Source organism: Nitrospira sp. (assembly GCA_029194665.1).
Classification (GTDB): domain Bacteria; phylum Nitrospirota; class Nitrospiria; order Nitrospirales; family Nitrospiraceae; genus Nitrospira_D.
This window is the reverse complement of record JARFXO010000007.1, coordinates 71457-94347: the sequence shown is the minus strand read 5'-3', so window position 1 is coordinate 94347 and position 22891 is coordinate 71457. Positions and strand designations below refer to the sequence as shown.

Genomic DNA, 22891 nt, shown 5'->3' with positions numbered 1-22891 from the left:
CTCACCTGGCCTACAAGACCTTCTTTCCGAGAGGATCAGCTTCGGACCACGACGCGCCTTGTGAGTTTCTCACAGAGTACGTATTGCTACTTTTCTGTTGAGAAGATGAAGTGCCGGCTAGAAAAACTCCAGCTTCACGGAACCGATCACCGTGAAGGGCGCGCCGGTGTAGACAACTTCCCGGATTCCCAACGTTCCGGTAAAGTACCGCTGATCCAACAGGTTGGTGAAGTTCACGGCAGCGAGTAAGTTGGTTCGGGTGAATATTTCCGGCTTCCGATAGTACACCGCGGCATCCATGCGAACAAACCCGGGAAGTTCGTACGGTGCCGGGCAATCGTCTGGATTCTGGCATTGGGGCATGCCGTTCCGCTTGCCTTGGGCATACATGCCGAGTCCAGCGCCAAGGCCTTTGAGCGGACCCTCCTGGAGAAAATAGGTCGTCCAGAGGCTGCCCTGGTTGAGGGGGACGTTGGGCAGTCGGCTTCCTACCAAAAATTCATTATCTTCGGTGACCCTCGCGTCGATGTAGGCATAGTTGCCGATGAGATCCCACCCCGGCAAAATCCTTCCTGCCACGTCGAACTCGATACCTTGACTCCGCTGTTCACCCGTCGCTACCACAAACGGTAATCCGTTGATAGGATCGATCGTCGGCACATTTGTCTTATTGATGTGAAAACCGGCGATCGTCGCCCGTAACCGGTCCTCGAAGAATCGAAACTTGACCCCTCCCTCATAGGCCTTGCCCCGCTGTGGACTCAACAGCGACCGGTCAAAGCTTCTGGTTCCGACATTAGGCATGAAGGACTCGGTATAGTTGGCATACAACGCGATGGGTTTCCAGGGTTGATAGGTCAGTCCAACCGACGGGCTGAAAGCCGTGTCGGTTAGGCCTTCCTCAGTTTGAGTCGGATCGAGATCGGTGGGACGATTGGTGAGGTCTTGCTTAAAGTAATCGAACCGGCCACCGGCGTGCAGGTGGAGCTTGTCCGTGAGGCTCAGGTGATCGCCGAAATAGACGCCCAGAATACCGTTGACTTCTTTGCTATCGCTGGTTGTGGTGAGCGGGGTATCCAGAAAGAGTCGGTCGGCAGGATTGAAAACGTTAATATAGCTGAAGGCTCCCTGTACGGTGGTATCCTGACCCTGATTATCGTCGGCTACTGACTCATCAGAGACTTCACGTCCCAGCTCGATCCCGACGATGGCCTTGTGCTTGATCGGGCCGGTGGAAAAATTTCCGTGCACTTCATTCTGCAAATAGTAACTCTGGCTGGTCTTCGGGATGTAAAACTGCGCCAGATTCAAAATGCCATCGCTTTCGTCCCCGACGTAGAACCACGCTTCCCGGCTCCGATACTGGTCGCTGTTCACCGCCGCTCTAAAACCGGTGCGCCACCTGAACATGTCGTTGAAGTCGTGTAACAGGATCAGCGTGGCTTTCCCATTTTGCGCTATATCCATACGAGCCGGATCACCTAAGAAGGTGCTGATCGGGATCGGCAAGACGCCTCCGCCGAAGGCGGTCAATCCGCGGTCGATGGGGGCGCGACTGTATAGGTACTCACCTTCGAACCTCAAGGTCGTCCGAGGCCCGATTTCCCACCCGATCGTCGGCGCCAGGAAGGTCCTGGTCGACTCGACCCCTTCTCGGTAACTGCCAGATGACTCGAACATGCCGTTAAATCGAAACGTCAGCGTCTTGCTGGCGTTCAGCGGGCCGCCGATGTCGAACTGTGGACGATACAGGTTATAACTGCCGATGAGCATTTCCGCCGAGTAGTAAGGATTTTTCAGCGGTGCCTTCGTGATTTGATTGATCACACCACCCGGATCGCCCCGACCGTACAGATAGGACGGTGGACCTTTGACGACCTCGATGCGCTCTAGGTTGATGATGTCTCGCGCGGTGGTTGAGGCGAATGTGGCGTCATCGCGAAAGCCGTTCTTGAAGACGTTGAACTCCGACGCAAATCCCCGGATCGTGAATTCGCCGGCGCGACCGCCCTGAGTATTGGATTCCGCCACCCCGCTTACATTGCGCAGAGCCTCACTGAACCGGGTGACTTTTTGATCGTCCAGCACCTGCCTCGTTACCACCTCGACCGATCGAGGGGTGTCGTGCACCGGCACAGGAATCCTGGTCGCGCTCGAGACTTCATCGACAGTATAGGAATCTCGCCGCTCACGTTTTTCTTTCACCACAATTTCAGACACCTTGATGGGCTTCGCCATTGTGGTATCCGTCGACCCAGCCTGCGATCCCGGCGTTGTGGCCTCACTTCCACCGATCGACGGTGCGGCCACGGTCGGCATTGCGGCTCCCGGCACGAGCGTGACGGCATTGCCCTCGGTCAAACTATAGGTCAGTCCTGTACCGGCCAACAGCGCCTGAAGCGCAGCTTCAGGCTGATGGATCCCGCTGATCCCAGAGGATGTCCGATCGGCGACCAGCTCGGTCGGCACACTGACCTGCCAACCAGTCTTCTCGGCGAAGGCGTTCAGCGCGGAGCCGAGCGGTTGCGCAGAAATGTTGAACTCAATCGGAGCGTTTTTTGTCCCAGGCGGAACGCTCTGTTGCGCGAATAGGTCGTCGGCGACCGTCACGATCAGTGCGAGAAGCAGGATGCGCCGACACAAATCCCGCAACCACGCGTGAACCCATCGGCCGTCTCGATCACCGTCTCGTGAAACAGGTCCGTTATCTCGCTCCACTCTCTTCATTCAGCTCAGCGCCTCATGTGCTCACCCACCCTCCTGTAGACGGAGGGCGAGAGAATTCTCCTCACCTGCTTGAAGCTGAAAGAGGGTGAAAGCGAGTCTAGAAGAGAATCACAATGCGATCGGTCCAGCTGACCTGTCGGATCGGAAGGGTCTGGGTCAGAAGAGACAAGACTCTTGCGGGGTCATCAAGGTTATAGGTCCCCGTCACCCGCATCTCGTCGATGGTGTGGTTCCACAAGACGATCGTGCCAGGATAGTACCGACGCAATTCGTCGATCACCTGGGCGAATGGGACGCCGTTGACCACGAGCCGCCCTCGCGCCCAGGCTGAAGCCGCCGAGATATCGACCGGGTACGGTTCCCCCATCCGGCCTTGCACCATATCGATCCGCGATCCGGAAGTCGCGATTGCCGGTAGATGCGTCTCTCGTCTAGAACTGATCGCATCGACTTCGACAGCACCTTCGATGACGATCACCTGATCACCAGCCGGCTCCGCTCTCACGACAAAAGCCGTTCCGACAGCTCGCGTGGCAGTGTCGGCGCTTTCCACGATGAACGGATGAGCCGGATCATGCCGGACGTTGAAGAGCGCTTCCCCTTTGAGCAAACGGATTCGGCGTGTCGAGGCGTCAAACGAAAGCTCGATCGCTGATTGAGTGTTGAGGGTAACAATCGACCGGTCCGGCAATTCGACAGTGCGGCGCTCGCCGACTTCGGTCCGATAATCGGCCCGCCATCGCGTCATAACATCGAGGTGTACCGCGACGACAATGACCAGGATGATACAAGCGGCGACTGGAATCGGCCACCATCGACGCACCGTAGTTCTTATCTTGAACGAGGAAGGATCGGCCTGCACAGCCGCTTCCGCAGCCGCGCGCAAATCGGGACTGTCCCAAACGGTCAAAACCTTACGAAACATCAGCGCATGCGCCGGACTCTGCTCGTACCACCCGTTGAATGCCCGTCGCTCTTCCGGCGACAGGCTATCGTTCTGCAACCGAACAACCCACGCTACGGCTTCCTTCCGGAGCCTGGCTTCTTCTTCACATGGACGCATGTCGCCTGATTCGTTTGTTCGCTGTATAAACGGGCCTCGTCGGCTGATGCTCGACGAGGCCCACTAGTATACAGTGTGACGAATCCGGGGACCACCTTCCTCACTCAGCGTTGTTTAACACGTCGAGCGCTTCACAGCTCCGATCCAGCGCGCGCATCAGCAGCTTCTCCACGGCGCTTTCAGAGATATTCATGCGGGTCGCGATCTCTTGATAGGAGTACCCATACACTCTGCAGAGCAGGAAGGCTTCGCGGGTTCGGGAGGGCAAACGTTCAATCGCTTGAAGGACGATTCGAAACCGCTGTTTGCCGAGCAACTCGCGTTCCGGAGAGGGCACGTGACTGGGCACCGCCATCGCGGCATCCAAACCATCGGCGGCATGGACCGGATGCTTTTCTTTTCGTAAATGGTCGATCGCCAAGTTGGCCGCAATCCGGTGAAGCAGGGCGCGCGGTTGCTCGACGGCCTGCCGACCGCCCAGCCGCAGCAGCCGCACATACGTATCCTGCACAAGATCGGCAGCGGTCTCGTGCGATCTCACCATACCGACAAGGCGGCGGGTGAGTTCCTCGCGGTACTGATGAAACAAGCCCGCGATCTGCTCGTACGTGAGTGTTAGAGAGGTACCCGACGACCCGCGAGCATCGCGCGATACCATGGACTCTATTCCAACAAGATTCAGGCCCTGGGTCCTCATCGTGTGTCTCCTCAACATCCTTTGTGTAAAATAGAAACCCCACGGTGTCCCTTGATACCTCGGGGTCCGATCTGCAACGAGCACGGTCCTTGGCTAGTGCTGATTGCTAGATACCGAGTGTTTTCAGCTAGACCCGAACACAGCCGTGAAAGTGCCGACGTCACGGCCATCAATACGGCAAGGTCCATGATTACATTATGGTATATCCAAGCCTTCCTCAGCGGTGACTGTCGCCCTACTCTCCAAAACATTCGGCCAGATCCACATGGCCGCCGCAGCCGACACGAGAATGCTGATCGACGCCGCCAAGCTAAGGAACACGGCAAGATCGTCACGAGATGCGATCTGATGCCTCTTCACAGCCGACCCTTCAACGGTCTTGCGCGAAGGCGCACGCTACACCTGGCCTGTGCTCCGTCCATGCGTCCGCCCCCTGTCTCCAAGCGATTTCCCCACACAACTCCAGTCGGACACTCGTCGCCCTCGTCTCAGTGACATCCTTCGGATAAGGAGGACCGTGCCCCCGCCGACGCCTGAAAGGGTGCGGATTGTCCCACGATCGCTGCAAGGCGTCCTATCGATTCGGCAAACTTCTGAAACTCGTTGCGGGTGAAATGCAGGGTCACGGAACCTAACGTCACATGCAGTTTGCCGCAATCGCACAGGACCAACTTCATCGCTCCATTGGCTTGTAACGTATTTTTCACGATGTCTTCACCTTTCGTCGATCAATGTTTGACCTATTTGCCGACCCGACGGTTCATCAATGTGATGGGTCGGCTTGAACGCATTTGAGTCTCCCTGCGGTACCAACCGCAGTTGACACATTTCCAACATCGCGTTTGGTAGTAATCAACCGTTTGCTCTCCTACCAGGAAACCTCCGCATCGTTTACAGATTGATGTCATGATTTCTTCTCCCCAGGCTTGTATGAACCGGTTCTTGTTCCTGCTTTGCCAGGGCCAATCGCCTTACCGAGATCCCATCACGGATGATTCTCGTCCTCGACCCGATGCCGAATCTCCATCCAACCAACAACACCCTAATGAGGCAGCGCTGAACGCTGCTTTCGGATCTGTGTCTCAAAACACAAAAGCCCAAAGCATCTCATGACGCCTTGGGCTCCGGTCAATGCGACCTCTGGCCTCTTGGTTCCTGCGACTGTCAATCAAGGATAGGGCTTCGGTGCCTGACTGACATCTCCTTGATAGGAGTTCTCAATATCATCGTTGCGGGGAGGTTGTCAACCCCTCATGTTAGAGTTCGGTGGGAATTCTTTCGTTGTCTCGGGTCTCGTTCGCTATAACGGGTGGCAAGACGTGATGCCGAGTCACCTGTCGCAATGGAACGGCTTCAGGTACGATCAATCCGGCAACGGAGGATGGCGATGATCATGTTCCGGATCATATGCCGATCGCCGGCGATGCGCCTGTCGCTTGAGCCACCACATACGCAGCGCAGTGACGTAAAGCACGGGAGGGACAAACCCGATGAAGAACACGATCCAGCGACCGGCGAGGCCGAATGCTTCGCCGTTGTGCAGAGGAAAGAGCCAAGCCAAGAACGTTTCGCCGCCGGTAAACTGCCGCCAATCGTAGACGCGAAGGATCTTACCGCTGTATTGATCCAGCCAGACTTGGCTTTGACCGCTCGATTCCATGACCTCGCCCGGCTGGCGCAGACTGATTTGATAGACATCCGTATCCCCTTGAGGAATGCTGATGGACCGCAACTCCCCTTCCGGAAGCACTCGCCCCGCGAGCGCGATTGCCTCCTCGGCGGACAACGGCGGAGTGCCTGCCATTGGAATGGATTCCAGTGTTTCTTCTTCAGGAAATTCTTGAACCGATGAAAAGAGTCGAACGATCGGAACCACATAGTCGCTAAATTCCAGGTACAGACCCGTAAAGGCGAGCATCCCCAGAATGATCGCGCCGTAGAACCCACTAAGCTTGTGCCATTCGTACTGTCGGCGAATCAGGCTCCTGGCCGATGTGAAGATCAGTGCTTGACGGAGGCGGCCGGAACGCGGCCACCAAAGATACACACCGGTACTAATCGAGACAAGCAGCGCGATAGCGACAAACCCTAATATCGTCGCACCAACATCGTCCATCAGGAGTGATGCATGCAGCTTGTAGATGAACGACACCAGGTATCCGCCCCATTCACGGTCTTCGGTCAGCACGGCTCCCGTATACGGATCGATGGCCACTTGAAACCAGCGGAAGCCACCGACCGTATCGGCCGGCATCTTGTGCCAGGTAAGAAAAACACTGTGCCGGTGCGACGGCCATTCGATACTATCCAGCAGGCTGTCGGATGGGCCAGCCATCTTGGCCACCACGACGATCTCATTCAAGGGTCGGTAGGAACCCTCGCCGCTCGTCGTCACCAACGCAGGATTCAACCATTCGTCGATGGCCTTATAGAAGACCAAGAAGCTTCCGGTAAGGCTCATTAATACGAACAGCCCGCCACCAAACAGTCCCAGATAGAGGTGGATCTTCAGCCAAAACTTTTTTAATTTAAAATGAGGCTGCGCCGACGCTGGTGAAGAAAGGCCTGTAGAAGCATCAATGGGGTCGATCACCTTCGCTTGCGTGATATCAGACCTGAACTGGTCGGTAATCATGTTGCTGCGCCTATGAGAATAAGAACTGTATGGCGTGTAGCCGGTAGTTCAGACTCACGATCCCTTGGCCTTGCAGCGAATGTGGTATGTGTGGACGAGAAGTTACCGTGGACGCGACATGAGCCCGTGAGGCGGCAAGCCGCCGATGGCGGACGCATGAATTCGGACGAACCGTCTGCAACGCGTACACTTGATAACCAGGCCTTCACCTTGCCAGCGAGCCACCAGCTTCCCGCAGTGGCACCGGACGTCCATACCTAATGCGGCCGACACGCGAGACTCATTCATGGCCCTACCCCGTTCGTCGAATGCTGTGGTCCGGCGAAGAAAGCCTACTTGAATGTGAGCTTTCTCAGTTCCGCAGCCGGCAATTCGACTTCCCCGAATTCGGATTGCCCTTTGAAACTGCCTGCGACGGCCAAGATAAACTCACCCGTTTTGCCATCGTTGAGTGTAATGGTCACATTCGGCGCTGTGCCGTTACCTGACGGCTTGAGGTCGATATGTTTGATACCGTCGAACTTGATTTTGACGGTGGCAGTACCACGCTTCACGGGTAGTTCCCGCATCTCGTGCGGCACAAACGCGGTTTCGCTGATCTTTTCTTCGTAATAAAAGGAGACGTTCTTGACGTCTGTTTCAACGCTCTTCGCATCAACCGCCACGGCATGGAAGGCTTTCTCGCTCTTGTTCTGGGCCCAGGCTAGATCGCCAAACAGACAAAGCGTCCCAATTACGGATATGAATGACGTGGTGCGAATGATTGAGCGTCTGATCGTCCGGCGATTCATCGTGATTCTCCTTGTGTATGTGTTCCACTCGACTAGAGTCCCTTGCTCCGCTCGTTACCCGTCCAATCGATAACTGATCGGAACCAGAATGGTAATCTGCGACCTCTCCAATTGATGTTTGAGCGTCAACGGGGATGCTTTCTTCATGACCACCAACGCCTCCTCATCCAGCAGCGGGTGGCCTGAGCTTTCAGCGACACTGAGATCTCCCACTGTCCCGTCCGCCTTGATGACTGCCTGGACGACGACCCTGCCTTCCCAATGGTTGGTTCTTGCCAGCGCCGGATAGCGCTTTAATTCTTCGATCCGTTCCCAAAGCATGTCGCGGAGCCAGCCGTAGTCCGTTTGGGTTCGACGATACTGAACCTGCCGATATTGAACCGTTCGGTGCTCCACGGCAGGTCCTTGGGATTCGACCGGATATGCCTGCTCAACCCTCTGCGGGGTTGATGGTTCGACCGTTTGTGCGACGGCGGCCTCCGATGTGACGACCTGATTTTCAGCCGTCTCTACGGGAGCATATTCCATCACCGGCTCTGCGTGGGTGACCACAGACTCCTGTTGTATCATTGGTTGAGGTTGTTGAGCGATCGGCTTGGATGTCGGTCTGACGGGTGGCTTCGGCGTGACGGGCGAAGGAGGAGGCTGAACCACCGGTTCGGCCGGCGGCGCTTCAGATTGCGTCGGTGCTTCCACCATCGAGACGTCCCAGTGAAACGACTCCGGCAGAATCGGCTTGTCGATTTCCGTCATGAGGAAAAGCGCGCCTGCCACGGCCACGCCATGAAGCAGCAGGGAGACCGTCCACCCCCGGGCCTGCTCGCCGACCGCACTCGTGTCGACGACAGCACTCACGCCGACCTGACTGAGCTCAATGGTCGTCATGATCGCAAGACCTCAAGACTCACCTGCTTAAATCCAAGTCCCCTCACTTCGTCGACCACTCCCACGAACCGCTCCAAGACGGTCACTCGATCAGCCCGCAATACGACCGCTGACTCGCGAGGATGATCGTTCAAGGCAGTCGCCAGCCCATTGTCCGGGACTGGTTGGTCGTTCAGAAACAGCCGGCCATCGGACGTCAAGGTAATCATCAGCGGCACGTCCTGGTGATCGCTGACTTCCTTCGCTTTTGCCAGTTCGACCGGCACTTGTCCCGTCGAAATGAACGTGGCCGTGGTCAGGACAATGACCAAGAGAACCAGCATCACGTCCACGAGAGGGATGACATTGATCTGATTCAGCTCACGCTCCATGCTGCACCTTGTACAGGGTAAGCAGTTCGGCGACACGACGCCTGAGGATGTTGTTCAGCACAACGCACGGGATCGCGACCAACAGTCCGATAGCCGTCGCCTTGAGCGCCAGGCTTAACCCGACCATAATGGCACTGACCGCCATTGTTCCCGACATGCCCATCGTATGGAACGTCAACATAATCCCCAACACGGTCCCCAAGAGACCAATGTACGGCGCGTTGGCAGCCACCGTTCCGATCACGACCAGCCGTTTTGTCAGGTCTATTTCCATGATCTGAATATTCTCGAACTGATTGAGGCTCACACGTCGATAGTAGAGCCACCGTTCCACCGCCACGGCCAGTGCCCAGAGACTGAGCGCTAAGAGCAGCCCAATGATTCCGTAATCCACTAGATCTTTAAGCGCGTCCATGTTGCGATTCCTTGTTTCTGAGCCGACGCTGAACATTCCCGACGGCACCACTTCATATAGGAGACGATTGAGCGTACAAAACCCTCACCATGAAATTGTCTAATCTTCAGCTCGCCTCCCTAATCACTGGAACGTCGGCGACATTGACCTATCCATTCCATATCGGCCGACAATAAAAAGCCCAAGACCGCTACCTGGCGATCTTGGGCTCTGGAGGTAAAGTACTCTGGTCTCTCACCGATGGCCTATTTCATCTCGGCCTCGGCATTGATTGTGATAATTGAGGTCCGTGGATCACACGTCTCGTTCTGTCACTCCCTCTCCTTAGCTTCGACAGTTCCACGACCGACCAATTTGATGGCTTCCGCCATTCAGCGGCCTATTCGACTATCTCCGGAGTAATCGCCCATGTTACGATGCCTCCGATGATCGACACCCACACACATCTCGATGATGCTCGATACAACGAAGACAGAGAGGCTGTCATCACCCGCGCCCAAGAGACCGGGGTCGAGGCATTCGTCACCATTGGCTGTGATCTACCGACCAGCCAAGCGGCCGTCGCGCTCTCTGAGCGATATCCCTTCGTGTACGCGTCGGTCGGCGTCCATCCCCATGAGGTCAAACATGTCCGGGACGGCTGGTACGATGAATTCCGGCGTCTGGCGGAGAACAAAAACGTGGTGGCCTATGGGGAAATCGGGCTGGACTACCATTACAATCACTCTTCGCCAAAAGAACAGCGCGATCGGTTCCGCGAACAGGTTCAGCTTGCACGCGAGCTCGCGCTGCCCGTGATCATTCATACAAGGGAAGCCCAAGAGGATACGCTTGCGATTCTGAAGGAGGAGAGAGCGTCGGAGGTTGGTGGGGTATTCCACTGTTTTTCCGGAGATAGCCGCCTGGCGAAAGAAGCTTTGCAGCTTGGGTTCTACCTGTCGTTTTCAGGAATCCTCACGTTTCAAAACGCGACTCCGCTGCGCGAGGTCGCCAAACACACCCCGTTAGATCGCGTGCTCATCGAGACCGATTGTCCCTATCTCACGCCCGTTCCCTACCGGGGGAAACGTAACGAACCAGCCTACGTATCCCAGGTGGCCAAGCAACTTGCCGGGCTCCATCCCGAACTCTCCCTCGACGACGTGCAGAGAATAACCACCGTGAATGCCAAGCGACTGTTCAAAATCGCCTGAGTCGGCGGTCTCGCTGCCGTTGCGCCTTTGGAAGCTTGCGAGGATTTCCCTTCTTCTCCGGTCCGCGTCTCGGGCGGGTGTCGTCGCCAGAATCTAGTTCTTTGTATGGTACAGTGCCGACCGCCCCCGATGACATGCGGAGCTTCCCAGCAAACTCCCGAGCACCCATGGTAAAGGCCCCATGGGCTTTGGCCGCATTCATGATCTCGTGATCGGAACTGACAACCGCACAATCCGCCCCATACCCCCGTGCCAACCGTTGGATGACCTGATCCGCTCGCTCACCCCGTTTTGAATAGATCACTTGGACTCCGGCACGATGCTCCCGTTGCTCCGATGATCGGCCTTGCTGCCAGCCGTCGAATACGACTGTGATGATGTAATTCTTTCGATGCCGATAGGCCGCAAGATCGTGCACCAACGTTTCGCGGGCCGATTCAAGGTGTCCGGAAAGACTTCCGGCGCCAGCCAGCACGTTATACCCATCGACGATCAGATGCGTCGGCATACCTGACGCTATCGCGGTCATGAGCAAACAGTCAATCCGAACTCCGCATAGCCAACCGGTGTAATTCTTGACAAGGCGGCAGACATCTGAGAATAGTCTCCCATTGTCTTCGACTGATAGAGGCCCATGCGCGTACGAAAGCCTCGGCTGCTTTCAATCAAGTCTCTCACCCTTCTCTTGTCCAGTACCGTCTTCCTGTCCGCATACGGAAGCCTCATCCAGGCGGCCTGGGCTTGGACGTCCCATGATCATCATCCTCTGCCGGTGATGTCATCGGGACACAGCCGACCAGCAAGAATGACCGCTTCCCTTACTCCCGTGACCGTTCGCAATTTCCGTGTGCTGACGAGCCCAGAGAGAACCAGACTGGCCTTGGATCCTGATAGACACTTCGCTCCTTCTCATCCGCCTCGCTTAGTCATGGACGTGACTCCGCCCCCTGCACAAGTCCCTCCTCACCAACCTGACTCGCATGGAGTCCCTCAGCAGTCGACTTTCCCAGCCTCACAACCCATAACATCGCGCGCCAAGGGATACACAACCATTGTGATCGATCCCGGCCATGGTGGGAAAGATCCTGGCGCACGAGGCCTCAGAAGGACCGAGGAGAAGGATATTACCCTCAAGGTAGGACTCCGGCTTCGTGAGCTCCTAAGCCGACGGCCCGGCGTACGCGTGTTGATGACCCGGGACCGTGATATGTTCATTGACCTGGAGGATCGAGCCAGGTTTGCAAACAGGAACGAAGCCGATCTCTTTGTCTCCATTCACGTCAACTCTCATCCATCACGCGCGGTCAAAGGGATCGAAATTTATCACTTCGGAGAGGCCAAGGATCAGCGGGCTCTCGAGGTCGCGGCACGGGAAAACGGCACCCCGATCAGCAACACCGGGATCGGATGGGAATACCTCGTAGCGGATCTCTTAACGGCGAAGAAGATCGAGGAATCTCTGGAGCTCGCTTGGAACGCCAAGGAATCCATGGTCTCCCGGTTGAACGGGCAATACGTGGTCAACGACCATGGCGTCAAGACGGCACCATTTTATGTATTGAGGTTTACGAGCATGCCGAGCATCCTGACCGAGATCGCCTATATTTCTAACCCTGACGAAGAAGCTCTCCTTAGAAACCCGGCGTTCGTCCGGGATGTCGCTCAGTCCCTCTACCATGGTATTGTTTCGTTTCTCACCAATAATCGGCAGAACATCCGATGACCGTGCCACCCATCGCCATCCACGTGCTCCATGCCAATCATCAAGCTGATTCTCGAATATGACGGCACGGCCTACGCAGGCTGGCAGCGTCAGCCCAACCGACCGACGATCCAAGAAGCTCTCGAAACAGCTATTCTAGGCGTTACTCAAACCGGTGTATCCGTCATGGGAGCGGGGCGCACTGACGCGGGAGTGCACGCGCTTGGTCAGGTCGCGAGTTTTCGTATCGACCGTGATATGACGCCCCGGGAATGGACCAGGGCGCTGAACGCTCATCTCCCAAAGAGCATCGTGGTGCGAGCAGCCGCGCCCATGCCGGACACATTCCACGCAAGGCATTCGGCTCAGGGCAAATTGTACGAATATCGCATCCTAAATCGCCCGGAGCGTCCGGCAGTTGAGCGCGACTATTGCTGGCATATCCATCAGCCTCTCGACGACGCTGCGATGAATAAGGCTGGGATGGCTCTGATCGGATCACACGACTTTTCTTCGTTTCAGACCCAGCCGACCGACAACGACGATCTCATCTGTCATCTGCGGCGATTCACCGTCTTCCGAGAAGGAAATCGACTGCGAATCGAGGCCTATGCCGACCGCTTTTTGAAACAGATGGTGCGCTCGATCGTCGGCACACTCGCGGAGGTCGGCTTGCACAAGCGCACGCCCGACAGCCTCAAGAGCATCCTCAATGCGCGCGATCGTTCAGCTGCCGGTAAAACAGCTCCTCCGCATGGGCTCTTCCTGGTGCGGGTCGACTACGAGTAACGCTTCAGATTAAGCTCGATAGGCCGAAGAAACGAAGGATGAATGGAAGGTACTTCGGAAGGAGTATCTATCCGCCAAGCCGGAGAAACCCCAGGGCGGCAAGGAGGCTCAGCAGAATAAGACGAAGACGTGCAACAAAGAGGCGGGCGAGCAGAAGCTGAAGGGCGACGAGCTGAAAGACTTTATGAGCACCTGCCTATCGACGAACATTCAGGCAGCCTGCGTGGCTCGTGCCGCACCAACAGCCAAACTCGAGGCCTCAGCTACCAGTGCAGCCGGTGATTGAACAAGAATTCCCAGTGGCAGAGTAACTGTTCGCTGCAGCTGTAGGAACCCCAAGCGAGAGCAAGGTCGGTCAAGAATTCCGATCATCGACTTTTTTGCGGAGTTCGATCAATTCCTGTTCAAGAGCAATCAACCGATCACTGATTGGGTCGGGCAGATCGACTTGATCCATGGTCGCGTCAGGTAGGCGTTCGCCCTGGGACTTGATGACGCGGGCCGGTACACCGATCACCGTCGAATTAGCAGGCACGTTCTTCAAGACGACTGAATTCGCTCCGATCTTGACGTTATCACCGATCTTGATGCCGCCGAGAATCTTCGCACCGGCTCCCACCACCACATGATTGCCGAGCGTCGGATGCCGCTTGCCACGTTCCTTGCCCGTTCCTCCCAATGTTACGTCTTGGAAGAGGGTCACATAATCCCCGATTTCCGCCGTTTCCCCGATCACAACTCCCATCCCATGGTCGATGAAAAAGCCGGTCCCGATCTTGGCGGAAGGATGGATCTCCACCCCGGTCACCCAGCGGGCCAATTGCGAAATCACGCGCGGCAGGATCGGTACATCGTATGACTTGAGCCAATGGGAGATGCGATAGGCGAGCAATGCGTGGAAGCCCGCATAGGTGAGGATCACTTCGAGCTTGCTTGTGGCCGCCGGATCTCGGTCAAAAACGGCTTGGAGATCTTGCTTAATTTTCGCTAACATCACGTGGTACGCTTATTCTGACGTCAAACCGGTTCTATTAAACACACGGCATGCGCGATCATCCCCTCTTCACGTCCGACCGCATCCAAGCCTTCCCCACTTTTCACCTTTACATTGACGAGATCCGGCTCGATGCCGGCAGTTTCCGCTATTTTCTTCTGCATCGCTGGAAGATGAGGCCCGAGCCGAGGGGCCTGGGCCACAATCACGCTGTCGATGTTTCCCACCCGATACCCCTTCGCTTTCAGCTTCGCCATGACGTCTTCCAGCAGTTTCAAACTTGAGATCCCCTTATACTTGGGATCGGAACTTGGATAGTGCCGACCGAGATCCCCCTCCCCCATCGCTCCCAATAGAGCATCGCAAATCGCGTGAACAAGGACGTCGGAGTCAGAATGGCCGAGCAATCCTTTTATGTGTGGAATCTCAATCCCTCCCAGGATCAATCGACGATCCGCTCCGAGCGGGTGGACATCGTACCCATAGCCGATGCGAGATCCCGTCCTCATGCCGATCCTCTGCTTCCGCTCAATCGGCGCGATGCCAAGATCGCTTCGCCGATCACCATGTCTTCCGGCCTCGTGACTTTGATGTTTTCGCCGCTTCCTTCGACGACAGACACGGGATGTCCGGCCCACTCCATCAGATAGGCATCATCGGTTGCACGGACCCCTTCAGCATGAGCCTTGCGATGGGCTGCCACCAGCCAGTCTCGACGGAAGGCTTGCGGGGTTTGAGCGAGCCACAAGGACCGCCGATCAACCGTGTGTTCAATGACACGATCGGCTCTCACTTGCTTGACGGTATCCCTCATGGGAAGGGCGATAATTGCCGCTCCCATGGTCTGAGCCGCCTTCACGACTCCTTCCACCATATGTTCGGTGAGAAACGGACGAACTGCGTCATGCACCAACACCACATCGACATCGTCATGGACCGCCTCAAGCGCATGCCTGACGGAGTCTTGCCGTTCGTGTCCTCCTGGCACTACTTTCGTCACCTTGGTAAACCGATGCTTCGCCACGATTTCATTGAGGCAATAGTCCATCTCGTTCTGGGGAACCGCCAGAATGATTTCCTCGATGACGGAAGACGCTTGAAGCACACGGAGCGAATGGAGGACGAGCGGCTGGCCGCCGAGTACGAGAAATTGTTTGGGTACCGAGCCGCCCATGCGAAGCCCCCGCCCAGCGGCAGGGACAAGGGCAACAGTGCGATTACTCACGAGGTGAAACTCAGTTGTTCGGTTCTATTCGGGAAGCGATCGCGCAAGTTCTACCCAGGTCCGCAGACCCTCACGGGCGAAGGGTGAGATAGATCGTCCTTCCTTGCCGTTTGAGCAGCAATAAAACCGCCTGATCCTTCGGCAGCTTATCCGCAACCCGCTCAAAAACTTTCACAGACGCCACAGCTTGGCGATTCACCTCCAGCACGATATCGCCCTCGCGAACTCCCAATTCTTCGGCCGTACTCCCGGGCTTGACCCGAACGATCACCACGCCCCGCTCACTCGACTTCAGCCCGTACCGACTTGCCAACTCTTGGGTCAAGTCTCGGACCTCAAGGCTGGAGAGCACACCGGTCGGGGTGGCCGATTCCCCTCCATCGGCTTCGCCGTTTTGCGACATCGACTTGGGCTGCTCGGCGATGGTGAGATCGACCGTTTTCGGTTTCTTATCACGAATGAACTTGATCGTAACTTTTTTCCCAACCGGCGTTTGAGCCACTGCATTGCGCAAGTGAGTCGGTGAATCCATGGGTTTGCCGTCATACTCGACGATGACGTCGGCTCGTTCGAATCCGGCCTTTTTCGCCGGGCTGTCGTCCATGACATCACTCACGAGCACACCCTTCGTCTCCGTGATACCAAATTGGGATGCCAATTCCGGCGTCAACTCCTGAATAGATACACCAAGCCAGCCACGGACAACTTTTCCAGTTTGTACGAGCTGGTTCATGATGGACATAGCCATATTGCTCGGCACGGCAAAACCGATCCCCATGTTTCCGCCGCTCTGGCTGAAGATGGCTGTATTGATCCCTACCAACTCGCCCCGCACATTGACCAAGGGTCCACCGGAGTTGCCCGGGTTGATGGCCGCATCCGTCTGGATGAAATCTTCGTACTCGGCAATGCCGGCGGCTCGCCCTAGGGCACTGACGATTCCCAAGGTGACGGTTTGGGTGAGTCCGAATGGATTCCCGACGGCCAGGACAAACTCTCCGACTTCTAGTTTGTCTGAATCGGCCCAGGCTACGGTCGGAAGCCCCGTCGCGTCGATCTTCACGACGGCCACATCGGTCTTTGGATCAGTGCCGATCAGTTTCGCTTTGAATTCTCGTTTGTCCGACAAAGTGACGCGAATTTCATCCGCCTTGCCGACGACATGATTGTTGGTGATGATCAATCCATTTGAATCGACGATCGCCCCGGACCCAAGTCCTCGCTCTTTTCGTTCCTTCGGCTGTTCGAACTTCCTGAAAAACTCGTCGCCGAAAAACTTTCTGAACAATGGGTCGTCAAACGGCGCAGTACCGGAGCCTTCACCACGTCCGCTTTTGGTCGCGTAGATATTCACCACGGCCGGTTTTACCGACTTTGCAATGTCGACAAATGTTTGATTGCTGCCGCCCAGCAGGGGCTGAGGGGCGGTCGAGACTGGTCTGACAATCGGAGGAGGGGGCTGAACGACAGAAGAAGAATCAGGAACCGCATGCCCGGTGGGTAGCCAGCCAAGGTCCGATGCAACCACAAATCCAATGATGATCCCAGCCGTCAACAGGGTTGCGGCAACAAGCCACCTTCTGGTTCTCTGGGACGGTTTGCGGTCAAAATCTATTTGATTCATGGGGTCGATGCACTCTTATCAAGGCTACGCAAGGCTCACTGAACCTCGCCACTACCATGACAGGCTTTTCGGTCCCGGCCACTGTTTCGGGCTGTAGGAAACTCGCGATGTTGGTTTCAACCTCGACCTTATCGCTGCCACACCAGCTCAGAAATCCTTGAACCGGGTCTTCCACAATCTCTTCTCAACAACATCACAGTACCACATAACTACGCATCTAGTCTTTACTAGGCACCTAGGCTTTCCCCTGAATGTACATTTCAGCTTGTTCGACATCTTGTCGGCTTCCGATGATCAGTGGCACACGCTGGTGCAATTTCTTGGGCTCCACTTCCAACACTCTCGATGTCCCCGTTGAGGCTTTTCCGCCGGCCTGCTCGACGACAAACGCCAACGGATTGGCCTCATAGAGCAGCCGGAGTTTCCCATCCGGTTTGTCGACCTCACCCGGATAGAGATAAATTCCTCCGCCGAGCAACAGGCGGTGCACATCGGCCACCAGACAACCCGAATAGCGGCTGCTATACGGACGGCCTGTCGCCTTGTCGCTGACTTTGAGTGAAGCCACAAACTTCTTCGTTCCCTCCGACCACTTGTGGCAATTTCCTTCGTTGACAGCGTAGACCCTGCCCCTTTCCGGAATCTTGATCCTTTCGTGCGACAGGAGATATTCTCCGATGCTTGGTTCGAGCGTGAATCCATACACACCTTGTCCCACGGTATACACCAGCATGGTACTGGACCCGTACAGGAGATACCCGGCCGCGATTTGTTCGGTCCCTCGACGCATCAACTCCCCCTCGGTAGGCAACCGATCGTCCCGGTCGTACTTCAGGACGGAGAATATAGCCCCGAGCGGCATATTGTTGTCCGTGTTAGAGGAGCCATCGAGCGGATCGAACAGCAACATGTACTTGCCGTGCGGCCAATTGTCCGGAATCGAGATCGGTTTTTCCATTTCTTCCGAGGCCAGGGCGCAGACATACCCGCTGTGTTGAAAGACTTTGACAAAGTCGTCATTGGCGATGGCATCCAGCTTCTTGACCGTTTCTCCCTGCACATTCGTCTCGTCGGTCGCTCCAAGGATGTTGATCAATCCGGCTCGACGAAGATCCTGCGAAATGAGCTTGCCGACGAGACCGATCTGGGTCAGAAGGTTCGAAAATTCCCCTGTCGCGCCTGGATGCGAAGCCTGACTCTGAATGATAAAACGGCTTAAAGTAAGGGGAAATTCTCTCATGCTAGTGTTCAGTATACCGGGTTTGACCTGTGCGAACAACGACCTATCTCAAGACCCTTGCATTGCGTCCCGATTTGCGAGGCCATCGATCAGATTGGCCACGATCAATCCAAGCACGACCTTCGCTTTCATCCGAACAGGGGTCCTCCGTTCATCATTCGTGACCCAAACGCGGATGTTGCCCTGATGCATAAACAGCCCATAGAACGGCATCATCACAAGCACCCGAAGGGTCTCCGTCTTTCCCCATGCTCCTTCAATGGTCTCGATAGCCTCAACACGAACCTCGATCGGACGATTTTTTTTCTCATGATACACATTCATTTTTAGCGAGGCGCCTGGATTCGGCGGCAACCTCGTACGCGCATAGTACAAGCATGACATGATATCCTGGGTCCCGGCTGGAATGGGGAGCGACTCAGTTGTTCCTTCTCCGACGGTCGTGACCATGCCCTCTTTTTGATGGAACAGGTACTCGATGTCTTCCTTCCTCTTGCCTTCGCGCCGGCGGAACGTCATATGGTCTGGAGCGAGAGTCTCGAGATCCAGTTCAGATTCAACGCGGTTATCTATCGGGAAGAACTTGGTAATGATCGGTGTTGATTGCGCCGTCCCAACCAACCTGGCAACTGCTTCACCCCTCGACCCTGCCGTCGGGGCCACTTCCATCACAGCGATCACAGCTGGCATATCGAGCCAAGAGACCTCGTACGTCAGCCGTTCTCCGATCTGGAATGGCCGTATCGTTTCGCCCAGCACTTCTGCATCGATTGAACCGACAAGGAGTACCAGAGCTGAAACGACGGCAGAATGGCAGATGCTGGTCGGAACACGAATGTGGGCAAGTCCGAAAGAGAATAGTCTTAGCACCCGAGCGCTCGCTTCGCCGACGCGAGTTCATTTTCTATGAGCGCCCGAATGATGTTGAGTTGTGCGGAAGAGGTTGCTTCAAATCGCAATACTAAGGCTGGTTGGGTGTTGGAAGCTCTGACCAGCCCCCATCCCTCATCGAATATCGCACGGACGCCGTCGATCGTGATCAGGTTTTGAAGCGTCAGTTTTTTCGGCCCGAGGCCTTGCCTGGTCATCAAGTACTCGGTGAAGCTCTGGCGAATCCGCTCAACGACATCGAACTTGACGGTATCAGGAAGATCCACTCGTATCTCTGGCGTGACGACCGACCGGGGCAGATCCGACACTAAAGCGGAAAGCGGCTGTCCGGCCTTCGCCAATATTTCTACGAGCCGGCACGAGGCATACACTGCATCGTCATACCCGAAATATCGATCGGCAAAAAACATGTGCCCCGACATTTCACCGGCCAATACCGCCGCCTCTTCCTTCATTTTCGCCTTCATCAGCGAATGGCCGGTCTTCCACATGATGGCGCGTCCGCCGCGCTTGACAATGTCATCGTAAAGACTCTGCGATGCCTTGACTTCCGAGATGATAGTGCTGCCCGGCTTCACAGCCAGGATATCTCTCGCGTAGAGAACCAGGAGGCGGTCTCCCCACAGAACATTGCCCTGTTCGTCGACAGCCCCGATTCGGTCCGCATCCCCGTCATACCCGATTCCCACATCGGCCCCATGCTCCTTCACTGCTCGCATGAGGTCGGAGAGGTTTTCGAGGACCGTGGGGTCCGGATGGTGATTGGGAAAGCGTCCGTCGAGATCGCAATAGAGCCCCGTTACTTTACATCCCAACAATTCAAGGGCTTGTTTCGCAACAAGAGAGGCCGCACCGTTTCCGCTATCGATCACGACATGCAGTCGCCTCGCTTGGACATGAGAGAAGTTTTTCCGGATATACGCCAGATAGTCGGGAATGATCGGATGCTCGGAGAGATGTCCGCTTCCTGATACGAACGTGCCTTCTTCCATCACTCTTCGAAGTTCTTGAATTTCTTCTCCATGGATGGCGGTTTTGCCGACACAGATCTTGAATCCATTATATTCAGCCGCGTTGTGGCTCCCGGTGATCATGATGCCGCCGCCGACCGGCAAGGTAAACAATGAGAAGTACACCAAGGGGGAAGGGCAAATTCCGATGTCGATAATATCCAACCCGCCGGCAAGCAACCCCTTCAGAAGCGCCTTGTGAAGAGAGGGGGAACTCAACCGACCATCGCGCCCCACGCTGATCCGGTTCACCCCACGTACACTCACATACGTGGAATAGGCTCGGCCCAACCGTTCGGCCAGATCCTCGGTCAATTCGGTACCGACAATTCCTCGGAGATCATATTCTCGAAAAAGTCCCATGAGCCTCGTTATCCGTGAATCGTTAGCCGTTAAACGTCACCTGCTGGATGACGTCCTTGCTCTTGATAGCTACCGCAGAATCCATTCACAACTGAGATCGCCCTCAATACCGCCTCGAGTGCGTTCACGTCTCGCGTTTCACGTTTAACGCTTCACGATTAACGTCCCTTCCGTAGTCATCCTTGAATCGCACGATATCATCCTCACCAAGATAGGGCCCGTTCTGCACCTCGATAATATGCACCGTCTCCTGCCCGGGGTTTTCCAATCGATGCTTGGTTTTTACCGGAATGGCCGTACTCTCGCCAACCTTTAAATCGAACACCTCCTGATCCCTTGTCACACGTGCGGTACCGCTGATCACCACCCAATGTTCGCTGCGTTGATGATGCATCTGGAGTGAGAGGCGACCACCTGGGTTCACCGTAACACGTTTGACTTTGAATCCCGGACCTTCTTCCAGCACCGTATATGATCCCCATGGGCGCTGAACGGTCAGATGTTCCAAATGTTCGGGCGCCTGTTGCTGTTTCAGGATGTCGACGATCTTTTTTACATCCTGCGCTCGAGATTTCGGACAGACCAGCGTGGCATCCGGAGTGTCCACCACCACCATGTTTTGCAGCCCGATCGTCGCTACGACACGACGATCCGCATAGACGATCGAGTGCTCGCTCTCCAGGTCGATCACCCGTCCGGCGACCACATTGCCGGCCCTGTCCTTCTCCGCCACTTCGTCCAAGCTGCCCCAGCTCCCGACATCAGACCACTGAAACGTCACCGGCACCACGGCTGCCTTCGACGACCGTTCCATGACACCGGTATCGATAGAGACCGACGCGATTCGGCGATAGACATCGTCGATCGACTGCTTTGGGACACCGTCTATTTTCAGCTTCCTGATCCGTTCCATTGCGGCCATGATCGCCGGCTGGTGAAGGCCTATCTCCTCCAAGATCGTTGCGGCACGCCAAACAAACATGCCGCTGTTCCAAAAATAGCCGCCTGCTTTCACGTACTGAGCTGCCTTAGCAGCGTTAGGCTTCTCCACGAATTGTTGAACGAGATACCCTCGCAACTTTCCCTGTTGACCCAGGAGCGTTTTACCCTTCGGTTTGATGTAGCCGTAACCAGTCTCCGGCCTGATCGGCTTGATCCCGAACGTGACCAAGTAGCCTTCGGCCGCCAATTGTGAGGCCAATCGGACCGCAGTCTCAAAGTCGCGCTGTCCTGTCACCACATGGTCAGCTGGCACCACCAGCATGAGGCCGTCAGGATCACGTGTCAGCACCTCGAGCGCCGCCAACGCAATGGCAGGCGCCGTGTTACGCCCTTCCGGCTCGAGGAGGAATCCATTCGTGAGCTCCTCTTTCCAGTCGGCCAATTGCGCACGGATGAGGTCGGCTTGCGCTGAATTTGTCGAAATCAGTACGTTGGCGGCCGGCGCACAGCCTATGACCCGCCGCATGGTCTGTTGAATGAGCGTGTACTCCCCACTGATCCGCAAGAGTTGCTTGGGGAACAGATGGCGGCTCAACGGCCAAAATCTGGTCCCGCTCCCTCCCGCCATAATCACCGGATACAGTATGGATTTGCGCGCCATAAGATTTCCTTAACGTCGTCGCTTGATGCTCTTTGCCTCGCTCCGAGACAACAGTATTATTTCGGCGAGCTCTCTGACAGCCCCCTCTCCCCCCTTGTGTCGGCAAACATAGTTGACGATCTTCAACACTTGCGGAAGACTATCCGCCGGAGCCGCTGAGAATCCTACTGCCTGCAAGGCCTCGATGTCATTGACGTCGTCACCGATGTACGCAACTTGCCTGAGTGAGATGCCATGTCGCATCGCCATGTCGCGGATCACGGGCAACTTGTCGAACGCCCCCTGATGAAGCTCGGAAATAGCAAGCTTTTCCGCCCGGCGAGCGACCAGCCTGGTTCGTTCCTGCGTCACAATCGCTGTGATAAGGCCGGCCTTCTGCAGCAATTTGATCCCCATTCCATCACGGGTGTTGAACTTCTTCCACTCATCACCCGACTCGGAATAATACATGCCGGCATCGGTGAGGACTCCATCCACATCAGTCGCAAACAGGCGGATCCCTTTCAGTACTGTGAGGGATAGCCCCCTGCTTGCAGAACTTCGTTTTGCTGGTTTGCCTGCTGATACCAAGGGGTTGACCTAGACTAACTTCGGCGAAACCTATGATACCCGACAAGTATGCCTTTGCAAGACAAAAACATGCCCCACCGATCAACAGTTGTACAGGAGTCGT

General features: G+C 55.9%; 22 protein-coding genes and 1 pseudogene. 4 read left to right on the top strand and 19 right to left on the bottom strand.

Annotated features, from left to right (window positions below; translation table 11 throughout):
- Positions 1–117: 117 nt before the first annotated feature.
- The 9 genes from P0119_20360 to exbB all read right to left on the bottom strand — a co-directional run bounded on the left by P0119_20360 (position 118) and on the right by exbB (position 9584).
- Positions 118–2727 (bottom strand): TonB-dependent receptor, encoded by a 2610-nt coding sequence (locus tag P0119_20360; GenBank protein MDF0668408.1) that lies wholly within the window; start codon positions 2725–2727, stop codon positions 118–120.
- Positions 2728–2824: 97 nt separating this feature from the next.
- Positions 2825–3790 (bottom strand): FecR family protein, encoded by a 966-nt coding sequence (locus P0119_20355; GenBank protein ID MDF0668407.1) that lies wholly within the window; start codon positions 3788–3790, stop codon positions 2825–2827.
- A gap of 100 nt (positions 3791–3890) precedes the next feature.
- Positions 3891–4487, bottom strand: coding sequence for an RNA polymerase sigma factor (locus tag P0119_20350; GenBank protein MDF0668406.1), 597 nt, complete (start codon positions 4485–4487; stop codon positions 3891–3893).
- Positions 4488–4975: 488 nt separating this feature from the next.
- The gene (locus P0119_20345) at positions 4976–5194 is read right to left on the bottom strand and encodes a hypothetical protein (protein MDF0668405.1); all 219 of its coding nucleotides are present in this window, start codon (positions 5192–5194) and stop codon (positions 4976–4978) included.
- A gap of 656 nt (positions 5195–5850) precedes the next feature.
- A complete protein-coding gene (locus P0119_20340; protein ID MDF0668404.1) occupies positions 5851–7122 on the bottom strand; it encodes a PepSY-associated TM helix domain-containing protein in 1272 nt (423 codons plus the stop codon).
- A 332-nt stretch (positions 7123–7454) separates the two neighbouring features.
- Complete coding sequence (locus P0119_20335; protein MDF0668403.1) at positions 7455–7913, bottom strand: hypothetical protein; 459 nt, start codon at positions 7911–7913, stop codon at positions 7455–7457.
- A 54-nt stretch (positions 7914–7967) separates the two neighbouring features.
- A complete protein-coding gene (locus P0119_20330) occupies positions 7968–8798 on the bottom strand; it encodes an energy transducer TonB (protein MDF0668402.1) in 831 nt (276 codons plus the stop codon).
- A complete protein-coding gene (locus P0119_20325) occupies positions 8795–9169 on the bottom strand; it encodes a biopolymer transporter ExbD (GenBank protein ID MDF0668401.1) in 375 nt (124 codons plus the stop codon). The genes P0119_20330 and P0119_20325 overlap by 4 nt, the downstream gene beginning before the upstream one ends.
- Positions 9159–9584, bottom strand: coding sequence for a TonB-system energizer ExbB (gene exbB, locus P0119_20320; GenBank protein MDF0668400.1), 426 nt, complete (start codon positions 9582–9584; stop codon positions 9159–9161). The genes P0119_20325 and exbB overlap by 11 nt, the downstream gene beginning before the upstream one ends.
- Positions 9585–10009: 425 nt before the next feature.
- Here exbB and P0119_20315 point away from each other — a divergent pair, with 425 nt between their 5' ends.
- Entirely contained in the window at positions 10010–10777 is a 768-nt protein-coding gene (locus P0119_20315; GenBank protein MDF0668399.1) for a TatD family hydrolase, read from the top strand.
- Here the strand turns inward: P0119_20315 and P0119_20310 are convergent.
- The gene (locus tag P0119_20310) at positions 10764–11285 is read right to left on the bottom strand and encodes an NYN domain-containing protein (protein MDF0668398.1); all 522 of its coding nucleotides are present in this window, start codon (positions 11283–11285) and stop codon (positions 10764–10766) included. The genes P0119_20315 and P0119_20310 overlap by 14 nt on opposite strands.
- A 546-nt stretch (positions 11286–11831) precedes the next feature.
- Here P0119_20310 and P0119_20305 point away from each other — a divergent pair.
- The 3 genes and pseudogenes from P0119_20305 to P0119_20295 all read left to right on the top strand — a co-directional run bounded on the left by P0119_20305 (position 11832) and on the right by P0119_20295 (position 13554).
- Complete coding sequence (locus P0119_20305; protein MDF0668397.1) at positions 11832–12500, top strand: N-acetylmuramoyl-L-alanine amidase; 669 nt, start codon at positions 11832–11834, stop codon at positions 12498–12500.
- A gap of 30 nt (positions 12501–12530) precedes the next feature.
- The gene (gene truA, locus P0119_20300) at positions 12531–13268 is read left to right on the top strand and encodes a tRNA pseudouridine(38-40) synthase TruA (GenBank protein MDF0668396.1); all 738 of its coding nucleotides are present in this window, start codon (positions 12531–12533) and stop codon (positions 13266–13268) included.
- Positions 13269–13383: 115 nt separating this feature from the next.
- A pseudogene (locus P0119_20295) lies at positions 13384–13554 on the top strand (PsiF family protein).
- A gap of 69 nt (positions 13555–13623) precedes the next feature.
- Here P0119_20295 and cysE read toward each other — a convergent pair.
- From cysE to P0119_20250, 9 genes are all read right to left on the bottom strand, one after another.
- The gene (gene cysE, locus P0119_20290; GenBank protein ID MDF0668395.1) at positions 13624–14262 is read right to left on the bottom strand and encodes a serine O-acetyltransferase; all 639 of its coding nucleotides are present in this window, start codon (positions 14260–14262) and stop codon (positions 13624–13626) included.
- A 23-nt stretch (positions 14263–14285) separates the two neighbouring features.
- The gene (gene ispF / locus P0119_20285; protein ID MDF0668394.1) at positions 14286–14771 is read right to left on the bottom strand and encodes a 2-C-methyl-D-erythritol 2,4-cyclodiphosphate synthase; all 486 of its coding nucleotides are present in this window, start codon (positions 14769–14771) and stop codon (positions 14286–14288) included.
- On the bottom strand, positions 14768–15487 hold the full coding sequence (gene ispD, locus P0119_20280; protein MDF0668393.1) for a 2-C-methyl-D-erythritol 4-phosphate cytidylyltransferase: 720 nt from the start codon (positions 15485–15487) through the stop codon (positions 14768–14770). Before ispD ends, ispF begins: the two co-directional genes overlap by 4 nt.
- Positions 15488–15557: 70 nt before the next feature.
- Complete coding sequence (locus P0119_20275) at positions 15558–17111, bottom strand: DegQ family serine endoprotease (GenBank protein ID MDF0668392.1); 1554 nt, start codon at positions 17109–17111, stop codon at positions 15558–15560.
- Positions 17112–17346: 235 nt separating this feature from the next.
- Positions 17347–18351, bottom strand: coding sequence for a class 1 fructose-bisphosphatase (fbp, locus tag P0119_20270; GenBank protein MDF0668391.1), 1005 nt, complete (start codon positions 18349–18351; stop codon positions 17347–17349).
- A gap of 48 nt (positions 18352–18399) precedes the next feature.
- A complete protein-coding gene (locus P0119_20265; GenBank protein MDF0668390.1) occupies positions 18400–19221 on the bottom strand; it encodes a DUF3108 domain-containing protein in 822 nt (273 codons plus the stop codon).
- On the bottom strand, positions 19215–20615 hold the full coding sequence (locus P0119_20260; protein MDF0668389.1) for a phosphomannomutase/phosphoglucomutase: 1401 nt from the start codon (positions 20613–20615) through the stop codon (positions 19215–19217). Before P0119_20260 ends, P0119_20265 begins: the two co-directional genes overlap by 7 nt.
- 124 nt (positions 20616–20739) lie before the next feature.
- Positions 20740–22218 carry a mannose-1-phosphate guanylyltransferase/mannose-6-phosphate isomerase gene (locus tag P0119_20255; protein ID MDF0668388.1) on the bottom strand — a complete coding sequence of 493 codons (1479 nt, stop codon included), beginning with the start codon at positions 22216–22218 and terminating at the stop codon, positions 20740–20742.
- Positions 22219–22227: 9 nt separating this feature from the next.
- The gene (locus P0119_20250) at positions 22228–22710 is read right to left on the bottom strand and encodes an HAD-IIIA family hydrolase (protein MDF0668387.1); all 483 of its coding nucleotides are present in this window, start codon (positions 22708–22710) and stop codon (positions 22228–22230) included.
- Positions 22711–22891 lie beyond the last annotated feature (181 nt).